The 21,560-nt window shown below is 55.4% G+C and carries 28 protein-coding genes and 5 tRNA genes; 26 read left to right on the top strand and 7 right to left on the bottom strand.

Annotation, left to right across the window (positions count from 1 at the left end):
- Positions 1–4 precede the first annotated feature (4 nt).
- Genes KP626_RS03030 through KP626_RS03005 form a run of 6 tightly spaced genes read left to right on the top strand, consistent with a single transcriptional unit; the run spans position 5 to position 4,997 of the window.
- Positions 5–766: a PP2C family protein-serine/threonine phosphatase gene (locus KP626_RS03030; protein ID WP_395978207.1), complete on the top strand. Its 762-nt coding sequence runs from the start codon at positions 5–7 to the stop codon at positions 764–766.
- Entirely contained in the window at positions 759–2,594 is a 1,836-nt protein-coding gene (locus tag KP626_RS03025; protein ID WP_395978205.1) for a protein kinase, read from the top strand. The genes KP626_RS03030 and KP626_RS03025 overlap by 8 nt, the downstream gene beginning before the upstream one ends.
- Positions 2,584–3,489 (top strand): ribosome small subunit-dependent GTPase A, encoded by a 906-nt coding sequence (gene rsgA, locus KP626_RS03020; protein ID WP_395978203.1) that lies wholly within the window; start codon positions 2,584–2,586, stop codon positions 3,487–3,489. Before KP626_RS03025 ends, rsgA begins: the two co-directional genes overlap by 11 nt.
- Positions 3,482–4,132 (top strand): ribulose-phosphate 3-epimerase, encoded by a 651-nt coding sequence (rpe, locus tag KP626_RS03015; RefSeq protein ID WP_395978201.1) that lies wholly within the window; start codon positions 3,482–3,484, stop codon positions 4,130–4,132. The genes rsgA and rpe overlap by 8 nt, the downstream gene beginning before the upstream one ends.
- Positions 4,125–4,784, top strand: a complete 660-nt coding sequence (locus KP626_RS03010) for a thiamine diphosphokinase (RefSeq protein WP_395978199.1) — start codon at positions 4,125–4,127, stop codon at positions 4,782–4,784. The genes rpe and KP626_RS03010 overlap by 8 nt, the downstream gene beginning before the upstream one ends.
- A gap of 51 nt (positions 4,785–4,835) precedes the next feature.
- Positions 4,836–4,997: a hypothetical protein gene (locus KP626_RS03005; RefSeq protein WP_395978197.1), complete on the top strand. Its 162-nt coding sequence runs from the start codon at positions 4,836–4,838 to the stop codon at positions 4,995–4,997.
- Positions 4,998–5,036: 39 nt separating this feature from the next.
- Here KP626_RS03005 and rpmB read toward each other — a convergent pair whose 3' ends face one another.
- Entirely contained in the window at positions 5,037–5,228 is a 192-nt protein-coding gene (gene rpmB / locus KP626_RS03000; RefSeq protein ID WP_395978195.1) for a 50S ribosomal protein L28, read from the bottom strand.
- A 163-nt stretch (positions 5,229–5,391) separates the two neighbouring features.
- Here rpmB and KP626_RS02995 point away from each other — a divergent pair, with 163 nt between their 5' ends.
- The 19 genes from KP626_RS02995 to KP626_RS02905 all read left to right on the top strand — a co-directional run bounded on the left by KP626_RS02995 (position 5,392) and on the right by KP626_RS02905 (position 17,998).
- A complete protein-coding gene (locus tag KP626_RS02995; RefSeq protein WP_395978193.1) occupies positions 5,392–5,736 on the top strand; it encodes an Asp23/Gls24 family envelope stress response protein in 345 nt (114 codons plus the stop codon).
- A gap of 28 nt (positions 5,737–5,764) precedes the next feature.
- On the top strand, positions 5,765–7,399 hold the full coding sequence (locus KP626_RS02990; protein ID WP_395978191.1) for a DAK2 domain-containing protein: 1,635 nt from the start codon (positions 5,765–5,767) through the stop codon (positions 7,397–7,399).
- 57 nt (positions 7,400–7,456) lie between these two features.
- Positions 7,457–9,505 carry an ATP-dependent DNA helicase RecG gene (recG, locus tag KP626_RS02985; protein ID WP_395978189.1) on the top strand — a complete coding sequence of 683 codons (2,049 nt, stop codon included), beginning with the start codon at positions 7,457–7,459 and terminating at the stop codon, positions 9,503–9,505.
- 263 nt (positions 9,506–9,768) lie between these two features.
- Entirely contained in the window at positions 9,769–9,912 is a 144-nt protein-coding gene (locus tag KP626_RS02980) for an alpha/beta-type small acid-soluble spore protein (RefSeq protein ID WP_395978937.1), read from the top strand.
- 39 nt (positions 9,913–9,951) lie between these two features.
- On the top strand, positions 9,952–10,152 hold the full coding sequence (locus tag KP626_RS02975) for an alpha/beta-type small acid-soluble spore protein (protein WP_395978187.1): 201 nt from the start codon (positions 9,952–9,954) through the stop codon (positions 10,150–10,152).
- Positions 10,153–10,256: 104 nt separating this feature from the next.
- Positions 10,257–10,436 carry a DUF6774 domain-containing protein gene (locus tag KP626_RS02970; RefSeq protein WP_395978185.1) on the top strand — a complete coding sequence of 60 codons (180 nt, stop codon included), beginning with the start codon at positions 10,257–10,259 and terminating at the stop codon, positions 10,434–10,436.
- 97 nt (positions 10,437–10,533) lie between these two features.
- On the top strand, positions 10,534–11,730 hold the full coding sequence (gene hisZ / locus KP626_RS02965) for an ATP phosphoribosyltransferase regulatory subunit (RefSeq protein ID WP_395978183.1): 1,197 nt from the start codon (positions 10,534–10,536) through the stop codon (positions 11,728–11,730).
- A gap of 3 nt (positions 11,731–11,733) precedes the next feature.
- Positions 11,734–12,360, top strand: a complete 627-nt coding sequence (gene hisG, locus KP626_RS02960) for an ATP phosphoribosyltransferase (RefSeq protein WP_395978181.1) — start codon at positions 11,734–11,736, stop codon at positions 12,358–12,360.
- On the top strand, positions 12,351–13,640 hold the full coding sequence (gene hisD / locus KP626_RS02955; protein ID WP_395978935.1) for a histidinol dehydrogenase: 1,290 nt from the start codon (positions 12,351–12,353) through the stop codon (positions 13,638–13,640). The genes hisG and hisD overlap by 10 nt, the downstream gene beginning before the upstream one ends.
- A gap of 2 nt (positions 13,641–13,642) precedes the next feature.
- Positions 13,643–14,230, top strand: a complete 588-nt coding sequence (gene hisB, locus KP626_RS02950; protein WP_395978179.1) for an imidazoleglycerol-phosphate dehydratase HisB — start codon at positions 13,643–13,645, stop codon at positions 14,228–14,230.
- Positions 14,227–14,961, top strand: coding sequence for a 1-(5-phosphoribosyl)-5-[(5-phosphoribosylamino)methylideneamino]imidazole-4-carboxamide isomerase (gene hisA / locus KP626_RS02945; RefSeq protein WP_395978177.1), 735 nt, complete (start codon positions 14,227–14,229; stop codon positions 14,959–14,961). Before hisB ends, hisA begins: the two co-directional genes overlap by 4 nt.
- Positions 14,961–15,581 carry a bifunctional phosphoribosyl-AMP cyclohydrolase/phosphoribosyl-ATP diphosphatase HisIE gene (hisIE, locus tag KP626_RS02940; protein ID WP_395978175.1) on the top strand — a complete coding sequence of 207 codons (621 nt, stop codon included), beginning with the start codon at positions 14,961–14,963 and terminating at the stop codon, positions 15,579–15,581. Before hisA ends, hisIE begins: the two co-directional genes overlap by 1 nt.
- Before the next feature lie 57 nt (positions 15,582–15,638).
- Positions 15,639–15,714: transfer RNA gene (locus KP626_RS02935), tRNA-Val, on the top strand.
- A gap of 3 nt (positions 15,715–15,717) precedes the next feature.
- A tRNA-Asp gene (locus tag KP626_RS02930) sits at positions 15,718–15,794 on the top strand.
- Between the two features lie 4 nt (positions 15,795–15,798).
- Positions 15,799–15,874, top strand: a tRNA-Phe gene (locus KP626_RS02925).
- A 3-nt stretch (positions 15,875–15,877) separates the two neighbouring features.
- Positions 15,878–15,952 (top strand) — tRNA-Gly (locus tag KP626_RS02920).
- Positions 15,953–15,954: 2 nt separating this feature from the next.
- Positions 15,955–16,028: transfer RNA gene (locus tag KP626_RS02915), tRNA-Cys, on the top strand.
- Positions 16,029–16,632: 604 nt separating this feature from the next.
- Positions 16,633–17,412, top strand: coding sequence for an SDR family NAD(P)-dependent oxidoreductase (locus KP626_RS02910; protein WP_395978174.1), 780 nt, complete (start codon positions 16,633–16,635; stop codon positions 17,410–17,412).
- Between the two features lie 115 nt (positions 17,413–17,527).
- Entirely contained in the window at positions 17,528–17,998 is a 471-nt protein-coding gene (locus KP626_RS02905; RefSeq protein ID WP_395978172.1) for a GNAT family N-acetyltransferase, read from the top strand.
- Here KP626_RS02905 and KP626_RS02900 read toward each other — a convergent pair.
- From KP626_RS02900 to KP626_RS02875, 6 genes are all read right to left on the bottom strand, one after another.
- Complete coding sequence (locus KP626_RS02900) at positions 17,980–18,234, bottom strand: hypothetical protein (protein ID WP_395978170.1); 255 nt, start codon at positions 18,232–18,234, stop codon at positions 17,980–17,982. The two genes, KP626_RS02905 and KP626_RS02900, sit on opposite strands and share 19 nt — an antisense overlap.
- Positions 18,235–18,331: 97 nt before the next feature.
- A complete protein-coding gene (locus tag KP626_RS02895) occupies positions 18,332–18,508 on the bottom strand; it encodes a hypothetical protein (RefSeq protein ID WP_395978168.1) in 177 nt (58 codons plus the stop codon).
- Positions 18,509–18,530: 22 nt separating this feature from the next.
- Positions 18,531–18,680 (bottom strand): hypothetical protein, encoded by a 150-nt coding sequence (locus KP626_RS02890; protein WP_395978166.1) that lies wholly within the window; start codon positions 18,678–18,680, stop codon positions 18,531–18,533.
- Between the two features lie 18 nt (positions 18,681–18,698).
- Complete coding sequence (locus KP626_RS02885) at positions 18,699–18,875, bottom strand: hypothetical protein (protein WP_395978164.1); 177 nt, start codon at positions 18,873–18,875, stop codon at positions 18,699–18,701.
- A gap of 40 nt (positions 18,876–18,915) precedes the next feature.
- On the bottom strand, positions 18,916–19,338 hold the full coding sequence (locus KP626_RS02880) for a hypothetical protein (RefSeq protein ID WP_395978162.1): 423 nt from the start codon (positions 19,336–19,338) through the stop codon (positions 18,916–18,918).
- A gap of 103 nt (positions 19,339–19,441) precedes the next feature.
- Entirely contained in the window at positions 19,442–19,852 is a 411-nt protein-coding gene (locus KP626_RS02875; protein WP_395978160.1) for a hypothetical protein, read from the bottom strand.
- An 813-nt stretch (positions 19,853–20,665) separates the two neighbouring features.
- Between KP626_RS02875 and ytxC the strand changes: the two genes are divergently transcribed.
- Entirely contained in the window at positions 20,666–21,469 is an 804-nt protein-coding gene (gene ytxC / locus KP626_RS02870) for a sporulation protein YtxC (protein WP_395978158.1), read from the top strand.
- Positions 21,470–21,560: the final 91 nt, after the last annotated feature.

The raw sequence follows: 21,560 nt of genomic DNA, 5'->3' as shown, positions 1-21,560 counted from the left end.
GACCATGGAATTTGCGGCTTGTACCCACGTCGGAAAGATTCGGAAGGCCAACGAGGATAATTACTATATTCCCACGCCGGATGGAGAGAATTACTGCCAGTGCTTTTTTGCCGTTGCCGATGGGATGGGCGGCCACAATGCCGGCGAGATCGCCAGCGCCCTTGCCATCCGGGGGATGCTGAATTTCCTGGGAAAGCCCGGCAAACTGCAGGACGCCATGGAACGTCCGGAATCCACGCTGATGGATGGGGTGGATTCCACCAATAAAAAGATCTGGATGCTGGGAAGCTTTTCAGAAAAATGCGCCAACATGGGCACCACGCTAACCTGTGCCCTGTGTCTGCCCGGCCGCTGGGTGGTGGCCCATGTAGGGGACACTCGAGCCTATCATATTCGTGGGGAGCAGATCCTTCAGGTGACTCGGGATCATTCCATGGTGGAGGATCTGGTGGAACAGGGCGTCATGGAAAAGGATAGCCCGGAATACATCATGCAGCGGCATATCCTGACCCGAGCCTTGGGAGTTCAAAGGGATGAGCCCGGGGAGGTCTACCAGGTGCCCGCACAAGCGGGAGACCTGCTTTTAATCTGCTCCGATGGCCTGTCTGAAAACGTTTCCCCGCAGGAAATGCTGGAGATCTGTAGCCGGATGGAACTGCAGTCTGCCTGTGAAGCCATGCGGGATTTGGCGCTCAACCGCGGCGGTACCGATAATATTACCCTGTGCATCTGCCGGTGGAGCGAGGAGGTGGCGCTCCATGGATAACCGTTGGATTTTATCAAGCCGCTATCAGGTGGGAGAGATCATCGGCTATGGCGGGATGGCCACCATCCATCGCGGCGTCGATCTCATACGCAACGAGGAGGTGGCACTGAAGATCCTGAAGGAGGAATATGCCACCGACGCCGAGATGGTGGGCCGGTTTATCAACGAGGCCCGGGCCATGATGGAGCTGAATCATCCCCATATCGTGCGGGTATACGGGGTGGATGTGGACCGGGGTATTCATTATATTGCCATGGAACTGGTTCGTGGAAGCACTCTAAAGGAGTTGATCCAAAAATGGGGCCGCATCCCGGTTTCTGACGCTGTTCAATGGGGGATGGATATCTGCGATGCGCTTCGCTACGCCCATGAAAAACGGATCATTCACCGGGATATCAAGCCGGAGAATATCCTGGTGGATCGGAATGGAGTAGCGAAAATCACCGATTTTGGCATCGCCAAGGTGTTGGACGGGGTTTCCGTTACCAAGATGGACGGAGACGTGTTGGGCAGCGTCCAGTACATCGCGCCGGAACAGGCCCGCGGTGAGGACACCGATGAAAAGACCGATATTTACAGCCTGGGAGCAACCCTCTATGAGATGTTGACTGGGCAGGTTCCCTTTACAGGGGATACCTCGGTGGCCATCGCTATGAAGCACATCCGCTCGGTGGTGGTCCCTCCCATAAACCTGGAGCCTGCGGTGCCATATAGCCTCTCCAGCGTGGTGGTCAAGGCGTTAGCAAAGAATCCCGCCAACCGGTATGCTAGCATGCGGTTGTTCTATCAGGATCTTTATCGCTCGACCCTGGAGCCCGACGGTACCTTTGCCGACACCGTGGATCACAGCATCGAGGTGCTGGACGATAAGCCGGTGGATCCCCGCAAGAGCATTAAGGATATCAGCAAAATCTGCGCCATCGTGATGGCGGCCCTGGTGGCCTTTTTTCTGCTGGGAAAAGCCCTCATCGAATCGGGCCGGGGGACCCAGGTGGCGGTACCTCAGGTGGTGGGGCTATATGTGGATCTGGCCACCAGCGCCCTTACAAAAGCAGGCTTGGGGTATGAGATTCAGCGGGTTCATGGGGAGGCCTCTGAAGGCACCGTCCTGGATTCCAGTCCCCGGGAAGGGGAAATGGTGGAGTCCAAAACCAAGGTAATCCTTACGGTTTGCGACGGCCCTGAAAAAGTACAGGTGCCCCATGTGGTGGGGTTGTCCCTGGAGGAAGCGCTGGTGGAGTTGGAGCGGAATGATCTGGAGGTGGGAACGGTGGAGTACCGGCCTCAGTCCAACGAGCCCACCGGCAAGGTGATCTCCCAGTCGCCTACGGGGGAACAGCAGGTCCAGACAGGAACCTTTGTAAACCTGGCGGTGGATGGATACAACCCCGACAAAGTTGCCCATACCACGCCGGTGCTGGGCAAAACCCTGGAGGAAGCCAGGAATCTGCTGCGTGCCGACGGGTACACCAATATCGTGGTGTGTGAGGAGGAAAGCTCCGCTGAGAACCGAGGATTGGTGCTGCGGCAGAATCCGGGAGGCGGCACCTATGGGGTGAAGGAGAATCTCTGTATTCTTTACGTGGGCGCTTATCGTACCCGCCCCGTCTCCGGCAGGGTGAAGGTGACGGCGGAGGTTTCGGAAGCGGATAGTAAGGTGGTCATCACCCTGGTGGAGGAGGAGAGCGAGTTCGTGATGGCGGAGGGTACCTATGGAGCAGGCGGTCACAGTATGGATGTGACGGTTCGATCCACATCGGCGGGCAGGAAAACCCTGCGTATCTATTGCAATGGGGTATTGTTGGGGCAGACGGAAGTTGAAATCTAATCTGGGAAACAACCGGTCGGTGGGTCGGATTATAAAGGGCATCGGAGGGTTCTATACCGTGGAATCCCAGGGGGCGCTTTATACCCTTAAAGCGGCGGGGAAGTTCCGCAATGATGTAAAAACACCGCTGCCCGGGGACTTTGTGGAATTTGATCCCCAAGAAGGAGACGATGGCGCCTTTGATGCCATTCGCCCCCGGAGAAATCAGTTGATCCGCCCCCGTGTGGCCAACGTCGATTTGGTGTTTGCTTTGGTCAGCGCCCGGGATCCCGCCCCCGACTATCTGTTGTTGGATAAGCTTTGCATTTCCGCTGCCATGATGGATATTCAGGTGGTGGCAGTGCTCAATAAATGCGACCTTACGGATGAGGCGGCCAAGGCGACGTTCTTGGATACCTATAGGGCGTTTACCCCTCTGTGTGCCAGCCACCTTACCGGAGAGGGAATGGGGCGGCTTCGGGCATTGGCGCGGGGGCGGGTTTCCTGTTTTGCGGGACAGTCCGGCGTGGGAAAGAGCAGCATAACCCGGGCGTTTCTGCCAGAGCGGGAGGAGATCAAGGTATCCGGCCTGTCCCAGAAAACCAGGCGGGGACGGCATACTACCCGCCATGCGGAGCTGCTTCCCATGGAGGAGGGAGGCGGATACCTGGTGGATACCCCAGGCTTCAGCCTTATGGAGCTGCCTTTGATGGAGCCCGAGCGTCTGAAGGACTACTATCCGGAGTTTCTGCCCTATGAAGGGAAATGCCGGTTTGCCGGGTGCCTGCATCATCGGGAACCCGATTGCGCGGTAAAAGCCGCTGTGGAGGTGGGGAGCATTCCCCGTGCCCGGTGGGAACGATATGGGGCCCTATTGGCGGAGGCCCAGGAAAAATGGAGGAAACGCTATGAGTAACGTATTGGTAAGCCCGTCCATCCTTTCGGCGGATTTTGCCCAGCTGGGACAGGACGTCCGCCGGCTTCAGGAGGCCGGCGCCGACTGGATTCATGTGGACGTGATGGACGGCCAGTTTGTGCCCAATATCTCCTTTGGCATGCCGGTGGTAAAGGCGGTACGGCCCTATGCGGAGATCCCCTTTGATGTTCATCTGATGATCAGCGATCCCATGAAGTATGCCAAAGAGTTTGCCCAGGCGGGGGCGGACATCATCACCATTCACCTGGAAACGGTGGAGGATCCGGAAGCCGCCATCCAGGAGATCCGGAGTTTGGGCAAGCGGGTGGGAATTGCCATCAGCCCCGATACCCCGGTGGAGACGGTGCTGCCCCACCTTGGCCAGGTTGATATGGTGCTCATTATGACGGTGTACCCTGGCTTTGGAGGACAGTCCATGATTTCGGCCTGCTTGGATAAGGTGCGGGTGGTGGAAAAGGCCGCCCGGGCTAGTCATCCGAATCTGATCATTCAGGTGGATGGAGGCATCAACGGGGAGACGGCAGCGGCGGCTCGGGACGCCGGGGCCAACTGCTTGGTGGCAGGCAGCGCCGTGTTTTCGGCGGAGGATATGGCCGCCGCCATTGGCGAGCTTCGTGGGTAGGCTGTTTGCGGTGATCTCCGGCGGAGAATGGCCGGAGCGGGAGGCCGTTGAGGAGGTACTAGCCCGGGCAGAGGCCATCATCGCCTGTGACAGCGGCATGCTATGGGCTCGTCAAAACGATGTCTTTCCCCAATATTTGGTGGGGGATATGGATTCCGTGGATGGGGAAACCTTGGCTTATTTTGTGCATCAAGGCGCTCAAACCGAGCGCCTTTCTCCCTATAAGGATGAGACCGATACCGAGGAAGGGGTGGCGCTGGCCCTTCACCTGGGAGCGGAGGAGATTGCACTCATCGGGGGAACGGGCAAGCGCCTGGATCATAGCTTGGGCAATCTCCATGTGATGTACCGTCTTTTGAAAAAAGATGTTCCTTGCGTACTGGAAGGCAGGGAAGAACGGGTTTTTTGCACCAGAAGCTTGCTGCCCCTTTTGGGTATGGAAGGCCATACCATTTCGGTTTTGCCCCTGTTTGAAGATTGTCAGGTGAGCCTTCATGGATTTCGCTACCCTTTGGATCATTACGACTACCGATGCGGCAGGACCATCGGCGTCAGCAATGTAGCGCTGGAAAACCGGGCGATGGTGGAGATTCACCAAGGGAGCGCCTTTGTGTTTGTAAACCGCGTTCGGATTCCCGATCCACAAGGATAAAGAATATCTCCCCTTTGCTGCCCATATGATGGGATGAAAGGGGAGAGTGCAATGCGGGGACGGTGCGGCGGCCAGGGATTTAAAAATGCTTTGGGCATTCTATTGATGGCAGTCGGGGTGATTGTACTGCTCTGTTTCATCCCGTTCTGGTGCTGGATCGCTCTCCTGGGCGGAGGGCTTTTGATCGCTGGCATTCTTTGCATCTGGGGATAAATAAAAAAAGCGCACCTTGGTGCGCTTTTACTCATAGGGTCACACAACCCGCTGTACTTTGCCGGAACGCAAGCAACGGGTGCATACGTTTACCGTCTTGGGGCTGCCGTTGATCATCACGCGGGCCCGCTGAAGGTTGGGAGACCAAGTGCGGCGGGTCTTCCGGTGGGAATGGCTGATCCTATTTCCTGCTACGGTACCTTTACCGCAAACTGCACAAACTCTCGGCATGCAAAACACCTCCCTATACGCATGACTGTTGCTAATTTTAGCATTTCGCCCTATAATTTGCAAGGAATTTTCCACAATAAAAATATAAAATTGCAAACATTGCATATTTGGGGTAAAATAATGAGACCAATGGAGTGCATCCAATGGAAAAGGAGGAGAAACCATGGCAGCTAGATTGCCCAGTCAGCTGGGAACCATAGATATTTCCGAGGGCGTCATCGCGAAGATTGCCGGGGTAAACGCCACCGAGTGCTTTGGCGTGCTTGGTTTGGCCGCCTCCGACGGATGGAGCGATCTTCTGAAAAAGGATTCTGTGGACAAAGGGGTCCGGGTCCAAGCGATGGAGGACGCAAAGGTTCGGATTGAGATCAGCCTCGTGGTCCAGTACGGAGTATCCATCAAAGCGGTGGCCGAAACCGTGATCAACAATATCCGCTATCATGTGGAAAACATGACGGGCCTAACGGTAGCCGATATCAATGTTATCATCCGCGGTATCCGGGTTTAACGGTATCACGGTTTAGGAGGATTTTAAGGTGTCTGTGAATACGATTGGAGGCCATCAGCTCAAGGATATGCTGGGCGTGGCCTCCGCATATCTGGAAAAAAACAAGAAGGCCATCGATGCCCTCAATGTTTTCCCCGTGCCGGACGGTGATACCGGCGTCAATATGTCGCTTACCCTTGCTACCGCGTCCCGGGAGGCGCGGGCCTGTGCCAGCGATTCCATCGGAGATGTGGCCAACGCCATGAGCATGGGTTCTCTCAAGGGAGCCCGAGGCAACAGCGGCGTGATTCTCAGCCAGATTTTTCGAGGTTTTGCCAGAGGCGTGGACGGCGCTTCCGGCGAAATGGACGGCGTCCTTTTGGCAAAAGCCATGCGGGGCGGCGTGGAGGCTGCCTATAAAGCGGTGATGAAACCCAAGGAGGGCACCGTTTTGACGGTGGTCCGCTCCATGGCTGAGGCCGCGGAGGCCGCTTCTGCCCGGAACAACGATGTGATGTACGTCATCGACGCCATGATTGAGATGGGGGAGGAAACCCTGAAGAAGACCCCCGAGATGCTTCCTGTTTTAAAGGAGGCGGGCGTGGTGGACGCCGGTGGCATGGGCCTGCTGGTGATCATCCGGGGGTTTAAGATGGCCCTCATGGGGGAGCCCGTGCCCGAAGAGGAGGTTCAGATCACCGGGCCCAGCCTGGTGGCAGAGGAGCTCAATACCGACATTGAATTCGGTTACTGCACCGAGTTCTTTGTCAAGCAGCCCAAGGGGAATCTGGGGGAGGCCCAGGTGGAACAGCTCCGGAAAGCGCTGGAGAAGCTGGGCGACTGCGTATTGGTTGTAGGCGGCGGCGATCTTCTTAAGGTTCATGTCCATACCAATGATCCCGGAAAGGCCCTTCAGCACGGCCTGTCCCTAGGGTATTTGTCCGCCATCAAGATCGACAATATGCGGGAGCAGAACGCCAATTTGTCCGAGACCCCTTCCTGGGAGGAGGAACCGGCCGAGCCGCCCAAGCCCTTTGCTATGATCTCGGTATCGGCGGGGGAGGGCTTTAGTACTGTGTTTGCCGACTTGGGGGTGGATCGGGTGGTTACCGGGGGTCAGAGCATGAACCCCAGCATTGAGGATATTCTCACCGCCATTGAGGAAGCGCCCTCGGAAAACATCTTTGTTTTCCCCAACAATAAAAATATCATCATGGCGGCCCAGCAGGCCGCGGAGGCTTCCGAGAAAAATGTGGCCGTTATCGCCACCCGTTCTCTGCCTCAGGGCATCAGCGGCGCGCTGGCTTTTAATCCCGAGATGTCCTTCGAGGAGAATGTGGCGGCCATGAACAGCGCCATTCTCGATGTGGATTGCGGCCAGATCACCTTTGCGGTGCGCAACTCCTCCATGAACGGCTTGACTGTGGAGGAAGGGGACATCATCGGCCTGTTCAATGGGGATATGGTGGTCAAAGGCCAGGAAACCCAGGAGGTTTCTCTGCAGCTTTTGGAGCAGATGATGAACGAGGACCGAGAGGTTATCAGCATCTTCTATGGAGAAGGGGTCCAGGAGGAGGACGCCAATGCCCTTTGCGAGGCCCTTGAGGAGCGGTTTCCGGACTGCGAGGTCCAGGTCTACTTTGGCGGGCAGCCGGTCTACTACTATATTTTTAGTGTGGAGTAAACAAATATGGATGGAAAAAGGGGGGCGTTGCCCCTCTTTTTCCTTATGGAGCAAAGGGTGAGTGGTTTGCTGACGGACGGCATTGAGAGCATCAAAGGCATCGGAGCGGCCAGGCGGGAACAGCTAAGTAAGCTGGGCATCACCACAGTGGAGGAACTGTTGTGCTACATGCCCCGAACCTACCGGGACCTGACCGACTTGCGCACCGTGGAGGGCATGGAGGTATCCGTGCCCTGGTTTGGCGTACTTACCATCATAACCGCTCCCAAGGTTCAATACATTCGCCGGAATTTCTCCATGATTCGGGTTAAAGCTGGGGATCATACCGGCAGCATCTACCTCTGCTGGTACAACCAGCCCTATATGGCCGGAAACATCCAGGAGGGGGAAAGCTATTATATCTATGGAAAGCCGGAATACTACCGGGGAGAGATTCGCATCAATACTCCCATGGTGGAAAAGCTGTCTGAAGGAGAGGGTGCCCGGCTTCTGCCGGTATACCGCAGCACCAAAGGACTATCCCAGGGGGTATTGCGAAAGCTGCTGAAATCCACATTCAAAAAATATGGGGACCAGCTGCGGCTTATGGCGCCAGAGGATTTTGTGCAGAAATACCAGCTGATGCCCCTGGAACAGGCTTATTATTCCGCTCATTTCCCGGCGGATCAGGAGGAAAGGGATCGCAGCGTCTCCACCATCTCCTTCTATGAAATTCTTCTGCTCAAAGCCTTTATGACGCGGAATAAGGAAAGCCAAAGGGAAAGATCCATTCCCCTTCGGATGGGGGAGGAGGCGGAACGACGATTTTTGGACAATCTTTCCTTTGTGCCCACCGGCGCTCAATCCCGGGCCATGGCGGACATCCGGCGGGGAATCGCAGGAGAGGCCAGCTACCAGGCGCTTTTACAGGGAGATGTGGGAAGCGGAAAAACGGTGGTGGCCTTTTATGCCCTCTATGCCGCCGCTTTGAGCGGGGTTCAAGGAGCTCTGCTGGCTCCAACGGAAATCCTGTGCCGTCAGCATTATGAGAACGCCAAGGCTTTTTTCTCTCCGCTGGGTATTCGTGTGGGGCTGCTCACCAGCGGAATGAAAAAGGCGGAGCGAGACCAGCTGCTGAAGGAGGTCCGCTCTGGAGAAATCCAGATTCTTATCGGTACCCATGCCATGATTCAAAAGGATGTGGAGTTCTCCGAGCTGGCTTTGGCGGTGGCGGATGAGCAGCACCGGTTTGGGGTACGCCAACGGGCGGTTCTGCAGCAGAAAGGGGTATCGCCCCATTTTATCGTGATGAGTGCCACACCCATTCCCCGAACACTGGCGTTGATTATCTATGGGGATCTGGATGTTATCGTCATGGATGAGCTGCCGGGCGGCAGACGGCCGGTCCGTACTCATCTGGTGCCGCCTCACAAGGAAAAAGGACTTTTGGAGTTCATTCGCAAGGAGGCTGCCGCGGGCAACCGCACCTATTATGTATGTCCCCTCATCGAGGAGGGGGAAGGGGAGAGCGAGGCCACCTCCGTGAAGGAGGCCTATGAGCGGCTTTCCCATCAGCTGCCCGATCTGCGGATCGGCTATCTCCATGGCCGGATGCGGCAGAAGGAAAAGGAAAGCGCCATGGATGATTTTGCCCAAGGGCGGCTGGACGTGTTGGTATCCACCACCGTCATCGAGGTGGGAGTGGACGTAAAAGAGGCCACCTGTATGGTCATCGACGGGGCGGATCGGTTTGGCCTGGCGCAGCTCCATCAGCTCCGCGGACGGGTGGGCCGGGGAGACCGGCAGTCCTATTGCTTTCTTTTAAACCGCGGACGGGAGGAAAACCAGCGGCTGGTGGATTTTTGTTCCACCAACGATGGATTTGAGATCGCCCGAATGGATTTGGAAAACCGAGGCCCCGGCGCCCTATTGGGGCAATGGCAGCATGGACGCAGCGATCTGTTCTTCATGAACTTTGCCATCGATGGCCGGATACTGGACCGGGTTATGTCCGCCTATGAGGAAGTCTTTGTATCCCGGCAATACGGCGATGCCTTTGCCTATAGGCTGTTGGCCCGAGCAAAGGAAAAATATCAAAGCCTATTGGATCAAGTGATACTAAATTAAAACCGGTAAATTTTAACGGAATAAGGGCGGGATAAGCGGCAGAAACTAGCGTCGATCCTATGGATCGACGCTCATTTTTTTTGCGGAAACAGCTGAAAAAAACGATGGAACAATGCGAGAAAACTGGAATTAGTTACATGGGTATTGCGCAAGAAAATGGACAAATTAATACTGCACGTAAACAGAGTGCAGGCAAAGAAAAAAGGAGGTGACTCACGTTGACTAGCAAGAGCAAAGGACAGGCTCAGGGCGCTTTGGATAAGATGAAGTACGAAGTGGCCAACGAGATTGGTGTGACCCTGAAGGACGGTTATAACGGCGATAACACCGCTAAGGAGAACGGTTCCGTCGGTGGATATATGGTAAAGCGGATGTTCGATGAGTATTATGCCAAGCACGGCAAATAAGCAACGAAAGATAGAAAATACTTGGGAAAGGAGTGACACATGATGCAGAATTCTTCCAGCAGTTCCAAAGCCAACAAGCAGGCCCTCAGTCAGCTGAAGAACGAGGTGGCCAGCGAGCTGGGCATCACCCTGAAGCAGGGCTACAACGGCGATATCACTTCCCGTGAGGCCGGCCGGATCGGTGGCAACATCACCCGTCGGGTTATCGAGGAAATGGAAAGCCAGATGAGCGGCCGGTAAGGCAGCTATGAAATAGAAAGAGGCCCAGGAACGATTCTGGGCTTCTTTTAGTTTTGGCCTGGCCCCTACGGTGAAACCGGCATATTGTACAGAGAGGTGATTCCATGCATTGCAATGAGTTGATACTATCCATCACCGCTCTGGCCGCGACCCTTGCCGAGGGACGGGATGCGGACGAAATAGCGCTTTTGGCCTCCATTTTTGCGCAGCTGGGGGACACGCTTGCCACCATCGCCGCGCAGCAGGCCCTCTGTCAAGCACCGCCGAACCTTTGGGATGACTAGGGGAAATCCTCCCTTGACAGGACCGGTAGCCCAGGGTATACTACCATCAAATTAGTTTTACGATTTACTACGATGCTATACGAATGCGAGGCGTAAAATGGAAAATCGGTTGCAGATTCCCCAAGGGGTTTCGGATTTTTATGGCGATACGGCGTACGGCAAACGGAGGATTGAGGATACCCTAAGAGGATGTTTTCTCAAGAGAGGATTCGAGGAGGTGGAAACCCCGTCTTTAGAATATTTTGACACCTTTAAAGGAGAGATGGGGGGAATTCGAGAGGAATCCACCGTGCGGTTTTTTGATCAAGACGGTCGGATGTTGGCCCTGCGGCCGGATCTTACCATGCCTGTGGCCCGGATGGCAGCCGTTCGCCCGGGACGGACGGGAGTACAGCGCTATTGTTATATCGGCAATGCCTATGGCATGGAGCAGGAATACGGCATGAAACGCCGGGAGTTTACCCAGGCCGGCTGTGAACTGCTGGGCGCAGAAGGCCCGGAGGCCGACGCGGAGATCCTCTTAACCGCGGCGCAGGCGCTGCTATCCTTAGGAATCCAGGATTTCGTCCTGGATCTGGGACATGTCGGTTTTCTCCAAGCGGTTTGCCAAGATGTGGGCTTAAGTCCCGAGCAAACGGCGATCGTGGGCGCCTTGTTGGATGAAAAAAACGAAACGGAGCTTGCGGCCTATTTGGAGGTTCAAGGGCTGGATGAGGCTGCTATTGGACATTTTACGGAGTTGGTCTACCTGTTTGGGGATGAGTCGGTGCTGGATCGGGCGCGGAAGCGTTTTCCTATTCCTGGATGCACTGCAATCGTGGAGTATTTGGAGCGGGTCTGCGCCATTGTAAAGGCCATGGAACTTCCCTTTACGGTGTCGGTGGATCTGGGCATGGCTCCCAATTTGGATTACTATACCGGAATGGTCTTTCGGGGGATGAGTCCTCTGCTGGGCTTTAGCCTTTTATCTGGCGGTCGCTATGATACCCTGATGGCACAGTTTGCGCGTCCCATGGCGGCAGTGGGTTTTGCCATGGGGGTGGGCAACGCTCTCTATGTGCTGGAGCGTATGGAAGTCCTTCCCAAGCGGCCTAGGCTGGATTGCCTTATAGGCTGTCAGGAGGGAGGAGAGGAACTCTTTTTGCAGGCTTCCCAGCTGCAGCAGGAGGGAAAGACCGTTGCTCTCAGTTACGCAAAAACCCAGGAGGCCTTTTTGGAGGAAGCCCGGCGGTTACAACCCGCTTGCGGCTTGTATTACCGGGACGGCAAGTTGACCGCCCGGTGGGAGGTGTGATAGATGGGCCGGATTACCATCGCCCTGGCGAAGGGGCGCCTGTTTCAAAAGTCCATGGATGTGTTTCGGAAGGTGGGCATCACCGCTCCCGATCTAGAGGAGAATAGCCGGCTGCTGGTGATTCCTGGGGAAATCGCTGACTTTCTCATCGTAAAGCCGGTGGACGTACCGGTATATGTGGAGCACGGCGTGGCGGATATGGGTATCTGCGGAAAAGATACCCTCCTAGAGAGCGGGGCCAATATCCTGGAGATGTTGGATCTGGGGTTTGGGAAATGCAGGCTGTCCATCGCAGGGTATGCGGATACCGATCCCTTCCGGAGCGGCATCCGAGTGGCCACGAAATATCCCGCCTTTGCCCGGAAGCTGTATCGGGACCGAGGATGCAGCGCGGAGATCATCAAGCTTTCGGGATCCGTGGAGCTGGGTCCCATTTTGAAGCTCAGCGATGTGATTTTGGACATCGTGGAGAGCGGCCGCACCCTGGATGAAAACGGGTTGGTGGTGTTGGAGGACATTTGTCCCGTCAGCAGCCGCCTTTGCGTCAACCGGGTGTCCTTGAAGACCAAATCGGACATCATTGCGCCGGCCATTCAGGGGATTCGCCGGAATTTGGAGGAATCGAGATGATCTATCGGGGCGTGGCCGAGGCGGAGGCCCTTTTCCGCCGGTTGGAACAGCGGGCGGTGATGGAGGAGGGCGCCGTCTACGAGGCCGTCCGGGAGATGGTGAACCGGGTGCGGATCCAGGGGGATGAGGCTCTATCCCAATATACCCTGGAGTTTGACGGCACCGACTATGAGCGCTTCCCCATTCGCGTGGGGGAGGAGGAGCTTGAGCGGGCTTACGAGGCGGTGACGCCGGAGCAGCTTGCCGCCATCCGCAAAGCCATTGTTAACCTGAAGGAGTACCATATCAACCAGCGGGAGACGGGATACCGAGTGGAAAAGGACGGCGTCCTTTTGGCTCAGCGGGTACTGCCCATCCGCCGGGTGGGCATCTATGTGCCGGGCGGCACCGCAAGCTATCCCAGCAGCGTATTGATGAACGCAATTCCCGCTAAAATTGCCGGGGTAAAAGAGCTCTATATGGCGACCCCTGCAAAAGGGGGACGGATGAACCCGCTTACCCTTGTGGCAGCACAGGAAGCGGGAGTAAACGGGATCTTTCGGATGGGTGGCGCCCAGGCCATCGCGGCCTTTGCGTACGGGACGGCGTCGGTACCACGGGTGGACAAGATCACAGGACCGGGCAACGCCTATGTGGCCATGGCGAAGCGGCTGGTATTTGGCGCCGTTGGCATTGATTCCATCGCTGGGCCCAGTGAGATCATGGTGATTGCCGATGGGTCGGCCAATCCCCGACACGTGGCCGCCGACCTTTACAGCCAGGCGGAACATGATCGGCTGGCTGCCGCCGTTTGCCTTACCTGGGACGATGGCTTGGCTGAGCGTGTTCATCGGGAGCTGGAGCGCCAGGCGGGGGAACTGGAGCGCCAGGAGATGGCCGCGGCCTCTCTGGCGGAGTATGGCGGAGTGGTGGTGTTAAACTCCCTTCTGGAATGCTGTGAATTCTGCAACCGGATGGGTCCCGAGCATTTGGAACTGGTACTGGACAATCCCCAGGAGGCCTTGGAAATGATCGAGAATGCTGGGGGAATTTTCTTGGGAGGATATACCCCAGAGCCCTTAGGAGACTATCTGGCGGGAACCAACCATGTGCTGCCCACCTGCGGCACCAGCCGGTTTTCCTCGCCATTAGGGGTGTATGATTTTGTCAAGCGCAGCAGCGTTTTGTGCTATAATAAAGAGCGGCTGCGGGAGGTAAAGGACGATATCCTTGCATTTGCGCAAGCGGAAGGGCTCCAGGCCCACGGCCGGGCGGTAGCCGTTCGGTTTGAGGAGGAATAACGATGCGTCAAAGCGTTTATCAGAGAAAGACCGGGGAGACGAATATTGCCGTATCCATCAATTTGGACGGTACTGGTAAATGCCATGCCGATACCGGCATTGGTTTTTTCAATCATATGTTGACCCTATTTGCTAAACATGGATATTTTGATCTTGAAATAGCCTGCAAAGGGGACTTGGATGTGGATGGCCACCACACTGTGGAGGATGCAGGGATTGTCCTTGGCACTGCCATTGGAGAGGCTCTGGGAAACAAGGCCGGCATCTGCCGCTATGGATCCTTTACCGTTCCTATGGATGAGAGTCTGGCGGTGGTGCATTTGGACCTTTCAGGCCGGCCCTATTTGGTGTTCCAGTGCGATTACACCGGCCCGGCCTGCGGAGAATTCGACGTGCAGCTTACCGAGGAATTTTTTCGGGGCCTGGCCTTTGCCGCGGGGGTTACCCTTCATATCCAGGTGCCCTATGGAAAGAATGACCACCATAAAATTGAGGGGGTTTTCAAGGCGTTTGCCCGCGCTTTGGACGCAGCCACCCGGATGGATGGCCGCACCATGGAGATCCCCAGTACAAAGGGGACCCTGGCATGATTACGGTGTTTCCCGCTATCGATATCCGGGGCGGAAAGTGTGTCCGGCTTCTTCGAGGGGATTACGGCCAGGAGACGGTCTACGGGCATGACCCTGTGGATACGGCCAGGGGGTTTCTATCAAAGGGCGCCAGCCATATTCATGTGGTGGACCTGGACGGGGCCCGGGACGGCCAGGGAAAAAACCTCGAGATGATTGGCGCCATCGCCAAGCTGGGCGTTTTTATCCAGACCGGTGGCGGCATTCGTACCATTGACGACGTAATCCGCCGTATGGAGTTGGGCGTATCCCGGTGCATCATTGGCACTGCTGCTGTGGAGCATCCTCAGATGGTAGAGGAGGCGGCAAAGCGGTATCCTGGACGAATTGCCGTGGGCATCGACGAACGGGATGGGCTGGTGGCTACGCGGGGCTGGGAAACCACTTCTCAGGTACGGGTTGCGGACCTGGCAAAAAGGATGGCGGAGGTTGGTGTGGATACGGTAATCCATACCGACATCTCCCGGGATGGCATGAAGACGGGACCCAACGTAGAGAAAAGCCGCGCGCTGATGGATGCATCCGGCCTTCAGGTGGTGGTATCCGGCGGGGTTTCCTCCATCCGGGACGTTGAGGAAGCACAGAGCCAAGGACTGTACGGCATCATTTTGGGGAAAGCCCTCTATGATGGAGAAATCGATCTAAAACAGGCGCTCTCCGTGGGGCGCTTTCAGAATGGGAGCATAGCATGATGAAGCAGGAATTGCTGATGGAGGTTAAATACGATGAGCGCGGCCTGGTGCCGGTGGTAACCCAGGATGCCCTGACGGGTTCCGTGTTGATGCAGGCCTATATGAGCCGGGAATCCCTGGCCCTGACGCTGGAAAAAGGCGTTATGGTGTACTGGAGCCGTTCCCGCCAGGAACTTTGGGAGAAGGGAGCCACCAGCGGCAACACCCAAAAGCTGGTGTCCTTGGCTTTGGACTGTGATGGGGATAGTCTCTTGGCCCGCGTGATTCAAACCGGGGGAGCCTGCCATACAGGAGCATATAGCTGCTATTTCCGGGAGATCGACCGGCGGGAGGAGTCCGCCAACGCCGAGATCCTCTATGAGCTGGAGCGGGTGGTCGCCGACCGCAAGGCCAATCCTCAGGAGGGGAGCTATACCTGCTATCTATTCCGGGAGGGCATCGATAAGATCCTCAAGAAGGTGGGAGAGGAATCCGCTGAAACCATCATCGCCGCCAAGAACGCCAGCCGGGAGGAAATCTCCTATGAAACCGCCGATTTGTTTTACCATCTCATCGTGATGTTGGTGGATCGGGGCGTGCCTCTTTCGGATATTTTCACACAATTGCAAAAAAGGCGATAATCTGCTTGACACCACAGTGGCGGGTAGGGTAAAATATCCAAGTCGTCATAAGGAGCTGGGAGCATAGCTCAGTTGGGAGAGCACTTGCCTTACAAGCAAGGGGTCACTGGTTCGAGCCCAGTTGTTCCCACCACGTGGCCCGGTAGTTCAGTTGGTTAGAATGCCAGCCTGTCACGCTGGAGGTCGAGGGTTCGAGCCCCTTCCGGGTCGCCAGCATGCCTTGGTAGCTCAGTCGGTAGAGCAGTAGACTGAAAATCTACGTGTCGGTGGTTCGATTCCGCCCCAAGGCACCATTTGCGGTAGTAGCTCAGTGGTAGAGTGCCACCTTGCCAAGGTGGATGTCGCGAGTTCGAATCTCGTCTACCGCTCCAATGGCGCCATAGCCAAGTGGTAAGGCAGAGGTCTGCAAAACCTTTATCCCCAGTTCGAGTCTGGGTGGCGCCTCCACGTCGCATTAAGCGGCATTGACATGACCTCATCGCAAAAGCGATGGGGTCATTGTTTTATGCCGCTGATGCTCCTTTTCCGCAAAAAGTCACGCTTGCTGCGGCTATGCCCTTGTAAGCGCGGGCATGACACCTCAGCTGCACCATCAACTTTTTGCGGGATGCACGAGAGTTCAAATCCATCTGCAAACGCCGCCAAATTTTTTTGCGTGACCCTCACAACGGCAAGTTGCCGTACCCGATATCGCAATTCACTTTGGTGGTTTGCGGTATTTTTGTACCCGCAAGCAAATATCCATATCGCAGGACACCGCCAGCGGCAAGCTGCCGCGCCCAAGTTCGCAAACTGATCATGTGGTTTGCGGGCTTTTTATAAATGCAAGATTGTTTTTATGGCTGTAAAAGATCTTTCCAATTCCCCTAGGATATCAGTTTTTTTCTGGGATCAAGAGACTTCGGGAGGATAACAAAGGGAATCGAGGAAAAAATAAGAAAAACACAGAACCATTTAATTGACGGCAATTTATGGAGGGACTACAATGCTCTGTGTTACAACAAACGATTTCTGTTTCAATGCAACAAACAACATAAGGGAGATGTGTAAAATGGATATCTTTGACGGAAAGGTCGCCATCATCACCGGCGGCGGGAAAGCCAAATCCATCGGCTACGGGATCGCCGTTGCCTATGCCAAGGAAGGAGCCAACTTGGTTCTAACCGGCAGGAACATGCAGAAGCTTTTGGATGCTAAGGAGGAGCTGGAGCAGCTGTATGGCATTCGGGTTCTGCCTATGCAGGCCGATGTAACGCCCGATGACGATGCGGAGGACATCGTGAAGAACGTAGTGGCAAAAACCATTGAGACCTTTGGGCGAATTGACGTGCTGATCAACAATGCCCAGGCGTCCGCTTCCGGGGTTCCCCTTGCCATTCAGACCAAGGATCATTTTGACCTTGGCATCTACTCCGGATTATACGCCACCTTCTATTATATGCGGGAGTGCTATCCCTATCTGAAGGAGACCCAGGGCTCGGTGATCAACTTTGCCTCCGGCGCCGGCCTGTTTGGAAACGTGGGCCAGTGTTCCTATGCCGCGGCGAAGGAGGGGATCCGCGGTCTTTCTCGGGTTGCGGCTACCGAGTGGGGGAAGGATAACATCAATGTAAACATCGTATGCCCGCTTGCTATGACCTCCCAGCTGGAAAATTTCAAGGAGGCCTATCCCGAAGCCTACGAGAAAAACTTGAAAGCGGTTCCCATGGGCCGGTTTGGCGATCCGGAAAAGGACATCGGCCGGGTATGCGTCCTGTTGGGCTCCCCGGATTTCAAATACATGTCCGGCGAGACCCTTACCTTAGAGGGCGGCATGGGCCAGCGTCCTTAAGCAGCATGTTGTCTTTGAGGAAAGGTTTTCGGCAAGGTTGCCGGAAGCCTTTCCTTTTTTCAGGATGACAACAATTCCTTCGCCATGCTATTCTGGCAATAAAAGGAGGGAAGCCATGGTGATTCGCGAAATCACGGCGGACAAGGAACGCCACTGGGATCTGCTTTTGCTGGCGGATCCGGATATTGGCATGGTACGGCGGTATCTGGATAGCGGACGAATGTTCCTTCTGGAGGATCACGGAGAAGCCGTTGCCGAGGCGGTGGTTACGGATCTGGGGAAGGGTGCATGTGAGGTAAAAAACCTGGCGGTTCGAGAGGATTGCCAACGGCGAGGATATGGAACCAGGCTGATGGAGGCGCTTTTCGCGCTGTTTGCGCCGGATTACCACACCATGTATGTGGGCACAGCGGACGCAGGAGTGGCCTACTACCAGCGGTTGGGGTTTGTGGTATCCCATGTGGTCAAGGATTTTTTTGTGGAGCATTACCCAGAGCCCATCTGGGACAATGGCATGCGGTGCGTGGATATGATCTATCTGAAGCGTCCCCTAAGGATGGAGGAGGATCAGGGGATGGAGCGATAATCCTGGGAAAGGCAGCCCCGCGCCCGGTCCAAGTCATCCTTATGGACAAAGATGGTGTATTGGTAAGCGGAGTCGGAGTTTTGGCGTCCGCCGGTAAAGATACGGGCCCGGGTATAGCGGTTTTCCACCAGCAGCCGGTAATCGATGCCGGCGGCGTTGAGGTCATGCACGATCTCAACACGATCGGCCATAGAGCAGGTGCTGATAAGCTCCCTGCGGTTAAACACCGTGATCATACCGCGAATCTCCTTTCAGCGCTGTTGGGCGGGATTTGTCCCATTATAGCATTCCAGTGAGGAAAAGAAAACGGCCTGGGCTCGTCCAGGCCGTTCGTTATTCCTCTTCCATGGAGCAGCACGCGGCGAGCCGTTCCTCAAAATAGGCGGATAGATAGCGCTCCATGGTTTCCCGATTGTCAAAGGGAAGAGGGCTTTTTTTCAGCTCCTCCTGCAAACATACGGGAAGCGCTTCAAAGTAAGTCCGGCTTTCCCGATCGCCAAAGGTTATCATAAAAGGTGTGCCTACTAAAAGGTCAGTTGCCCTTCATTAGATTTTCAGCGCAAACCCGCAGCTCCTCCTCGGAAGCAAACTCCACGCTGGACTGCATGATGGTCTCCTGGATATTAAGGGGTAGGGACATAAAATACTGGTTATTGGGCAGGGATTCGTTAAATTTGCTCATATTGCTTTCCTCCTTAGGTTAGTTGTCTCCGCGCAGCAGATTTTCGGCATAGTCCTTGAGGCTCTCAAAGGAATTGACGTTTCCGCCCCGCTGGCTGATGCTTTCCCTGACATAGTCTGGCAGGGAGGAGTAGAAGCTCTTTGCCTGGCTGTCCTCCGCTAAAAGGGTGTCCAGGCTGGCGTATTTCTGACCCATCCAATTCACCTCCTTGGGATTTGCTATGGTTAGTATTGCCTTAACAGATGAATCCTTTCAGGTCTTCCACGTGTTTTTCTTCCAAAGCAAGCAACTCTTGGGCCAGCTGCTCCGCTTCCTGGACGGTGCCCTCATATTGGCGAATGCGCTTTGTGATCTCAATAATACCGTTGGCGCTGCCCTTTACCATCATCTGTGCGATGTGGCTGGAGCTTTTGTCCCCCAGAGTTTTGAGATCGATCATCAGGCTGGACATAGCCTTCCCAGGCAGGGGGACGTCTTTCAAAGGCTTGGGGGAAAGGGATTCCGCCCGGCCGGCGATATCCCGGTAGGAACGATGTTGCTCCAAAAGGGTATCCCGAAAGGGCCCATCCGCTACCAGCTCCGCCAGATGAGCGGTGGTTTCCACGCCCATGCGGGCGTTCTGATGGATGAAGGTCAGTAGTTCTGCGTCATGATCCATAGTTTTCACCTCTGGTTTAGGATGCAGTAAGAAGGCGTATTCTATGTATTGAATCAAAAAGCGGCGAAGCCAGATGGTCCGCCGCTTTGATGGTTTTTTTTTGCTATTTGGTTAGGATTTCCGCCTTGCAGGAGGACACAAAGATAGGGTCGCTGTTGTTGGGCCCCACCAGCACCAAGACGCCGAATTCATTTTTAATGACCGATCCCTGGGCCACGGTTTGGCCACCGGCCTTGATGGCCGCACCCGTGGTGCCAACGGGCAGATAGGAGCGGATGGCGCTTTCGCAGTCCGTACCGCAGCCGGTTGGAGCGGGCGTAGGAACGGGCAGGTAGGTGATGGCGTTATTATAGGTGGCGCTGGTAATTCGCACTGCCGCAATGCGGCAGAGGGAGACTGCCTCCTGGGGAACGCCTTGGGTATTGACCAACTGAAGCAATCCGGAATTGGGATTGGTGGCGGGACCCGGAAAAAGAGCGCCGGGTCGCCCGCTGGCGGTATTTCCACTCTCCATGCTCACGATAATATTGTCGGTTGGATAGAGAGCAATGATTTGCAACAATAGATTGCGCATCTGGGCAACGCAGGCACATTGCGCCGCGTCTCCCGCAGGCCCGGGAGGTCCCTGTTCACCGGTTTCGCCGGGAGGTCCGGGAGGCCCCTGTTCGCCGGTTTCGCCGGGGGGCCCAGGGGGTCCCTGTTCGCCGGTTTCACCGGGAGGCCCGGGAGGTCCTGGTGGTCCAGGACAGCAGCAGATTGTCCGGCCGCACGTACAGCGGCAGGAACATCTCATCCCAGGCGCAAATGGATTGTTCGTATGCATCGGACATCATCCTTTATTCTGATTGGGGAAGCTCCCCAATTACAGTATATGGACAGGAGAAAATTCTGTGATTGAAGGGGAGCGCCAATGAAACGGGACGCTATCTGGAGTGGTCATGTGGAGGAAGGATGGGCAATACTCGTAAGACCAGCACCGGCGGCGCTCTCATAATTCCTCCGTATTGTCGACGTGGTTTTCCAAAAGCTGCCGGCATTTTTTTCGTTTTTAGGGCAAACTACCACGGAAAATACCCACCCCATATGACAAGAGATGATTTTGCGGTTCAGCAAATGAATTTGGATGCTCGTTGCGCATAAAAAGCGCTGTGAGCGGGATTTCACAGATGGCTGCGACAAACGGACACTATTGCGGGATGGGCGAGGTAAGGGAGCGGGAGAACGACTTGCTTTTATCCCGCAGGAGAAACTAAGTCAGAGCAAGGCGTGCTTTGCCCTGACGTGACGGAAACGGACCGATTAGAACTGACGTTTGGAGAGCGGAATGATGGAAAAAAATCGCGTGTATGCCGGTCCCAGTGAACTGGCCCGGCTATTCAAGATAGAGGTAGATCAATACAACCGTGGAAAGTGGGGAAAGGCTCGGTGTTATGTTTCCCTGGGAGGCGCCTGCTATATGGGGGGCAGTTTGGAACAGAAGGAGGAATTTGCCGGTCGGGTTGCGGCTATGCTGGTGGATCGAGGCCTGTTTGCCATCTCTGAGGAGCTGATCCGAAAGGAGATGCCCTATCTCAAAAAGGAAGAGACGGCCTATCTAAGCCAGGTGGTAAAAAACTACCTTTTAGAGTTTTCCCAGGGGGATCCACAGCAATATCAGGAGGAACTTCAGGCCCGGATATTGGAATGCTTGGAGATGGGAGAGGTGCTGAACATCGACGGATTTGTACGGTTTCGCATGCAGGATTATTTGGAGAACATCAGCCAGTGCCTGGGCGACGCGGTGGATCATATGGTGCGCCAGTATGAATCCGAGATATACATCGGCAATCTGAAGGAGCTGTTGGGAGAGAAGCGGGAACTGGGATTTCCCGTCTTCCTCCAGTTTCAGGCTGACGGCGGGGTGTTGATGTTGGATGGGGAGGGGCGAAAGATCGTAATGGAAGAGGGAGAGGAGCAGAAGGCCCGCTCCTATGGACTGTCCGATGAGGATATCGCTCTGTGCTGTCTTATGGCATTGAACCCCAGAGAGGTTCATCTGCTCAATTATCCCAACGCCATTTCCTCCGGATTCTATTCCACTATCTGCGCGCTTTTCGAGGAGCGGATCAAGGAGTGCGCTCCCAAGAGTTGACAGCATTCCGTTCTGTGCTATAATGTCCAAAAAGAGAAAATAACCGTATGTGGATCGAGGACAGGCGGGGTACGGTAGGGCTCAAAGAGAG

Source organism: Christensenella sp. MSJ-20, assembly GCF_044357945.1.
Taxonomy (GTDB): domain Bacteria; phylum Bacillota; class Clostridia; order Christensenellales; family QAND01; genus QAND01.
Note: the sequence above shows the minus strand (reverse complement) of the source record. Positions and strands in the feature narration are given on the sequence as shown.

Excerpts from the sequence above, each read along its gene's own strand:
- KP626_RS03030 (WP_395978207.1), top strand. The coding sequence starts at position 5 with ATGGAATTTGCGGCTTGTACCCACGTCGGAAAGATTCGGAAGGCCAAC.
- KP626_RS03025 (WP_395978205.1), top strand. The coding sequence starts at position 759 with ATGGATAACCGTTGGATTTTATCAAGCCGCTATCAGGTGGGAGAGATC.
- rpe (WP_395978201.1), top strand. The coding sequence starts at position 3,482 with ATGAGTAACGTATTGGTAAGCCCGTCCATCCTTTCGGCGGATTTTGCC.
- KP626_RS03005 (WP_395978197.1), top strand. The coding sequence starts at position 4,836 with ATGCGGGGACGGTGCGGCGGCCAGGGATTTAAAAATGCTTTGGGCATT.
- rpmB (WP_395978195.1), bottom strand. The coding sequence starts at position 5,228 with ATGCCGAGAGTTTGTGCAGTTTGCGGTAAAGGTACCGTAGCAGGAAAT.
- KP626_RS02995 (WP_395978193.1), top strand. The coding sequence starts at position 5,392 with ATGGCAGCTAGATTGCCCAGTCAGCTGGGAACCATAGATATTTCCGAG.
- KP626_RS02980 (WP_395978937.1), top strand. The coding sequence starts at position 9,769 with ATGAAGTACGAAGTGGCCAACGAGATTGGTGTGACCCTGAAGGACGGT.
- KP626_RS02975 (WP_395978187.1), top strand. The coding sequence starts at position 9,952 with ATGATGCAGAATTCTTCCAGCAGTTCCAAAGCCAACAAGCAGGCCCTC.
- KP626_RS02970 (WP_395978185.1), top strand. The coding sequence starts at position 10,257 with ATGCATTGCAATGAGTTGATACTATCCATCACCGCTCTGGCCGCGACC.
- hisZ (WP_395978183.1), top strand. The coding sequence starts at position 10,534 with ATGGAAAATCGGTTGCAGATTCCCCAAGGGGTTTCGGATTTTTATGGC.
- hisG (WP_395978181.1), top strand. The coding sequence starts at position 11,734 with ATGGGCCGGATTACCATCGCCCTGGCGAAGGGGCGCCTGTTTCAAAAG.
- hisB (WP_395978179.1), top strand. The coding sequence starts at position 13,643 with ATGCGTCAAAGCGTTTATCAGAGAAAGACCGGGGAGACGAATATTGCC.
- hisA (WP_395978177.1), top strand. The coding sequence starts at position 14,227 with ATGATTACGGTGTTTCCCGCTATCGATATCCGGGGCGGAAAGTGTGTC.
- hisIE (WP_395978175.1), top strand. The coding sequence starts at position 14,961 with ATGAAGCAGGAATTGCTGATGGAGGTTAAATACGATGAGCGCGGCCTG.
- KP626_RS02910 (WP_395978174.1), top strand. The coding sequence starts at position 16,633 with ATGGATATCTTTGACGGAAAGGTCGCCATCATCACCGGCGGCGGGAAA.
- KP626_RS02905 (WP_395978172.1), top strand. The coding sequence starts at position 17,528 with ATGGTGATTCGCGAAATCACGGCGGACAAGGAACGCCACTGGGATCTG.
- KP626_RS02900 (WP_395978170.1), bottom strand. The coding sequence starts at position 18,234 with ATGATCACGGTGTTTAACCGCAGGGAGCTTATCAGCACCTGCTCTATG.
- KP626_RS02895 (WP_395978168.1), bottom strand. The coding sequence starts at position 18,508 with ATGATAACCTTTGGCGATCGGGAAAGCCGGACTTACTTTGAAGCGCTT.
- KP626_RS02890 (WP_395978166.1), bottom strand. The coding sequence starts at position 18,680 with ATGAGCAAATTTAACGAATCCCTGCCCAATAACCAGTATTTTATGTCC.
- KP626_RS02885 (WP_395978164.1), bottom strand. The coding sequence starts at position 18,875 with ATGGGTCAGAAATACGCCAGCCTGGACACCCTTTTAGCGGAGGACAGC.
- KP626_RS02880 (WP_395978162.1), bottom strand. The coding sequence starts at position 19,338 with ATGGATCATGACGCAGAACTACTGACCTTCATCCATCAGAACGCCCGC.
- KP626_RS02875 (WP_395978160.1), bottom strand. The coding sequence starts at position 19,852 with ATGGAGAGTGGAAATACCGCCAGCGGGCGACCCGGCGCTCTTTTTCCG.
- ytxC (WP_395978158.1), top strand. The coding sequence starts at position 20,666 with ATGGAAAAAAATCGCGTGTATGCCGGTCCCAGTGAACTGGCCCGGCTA.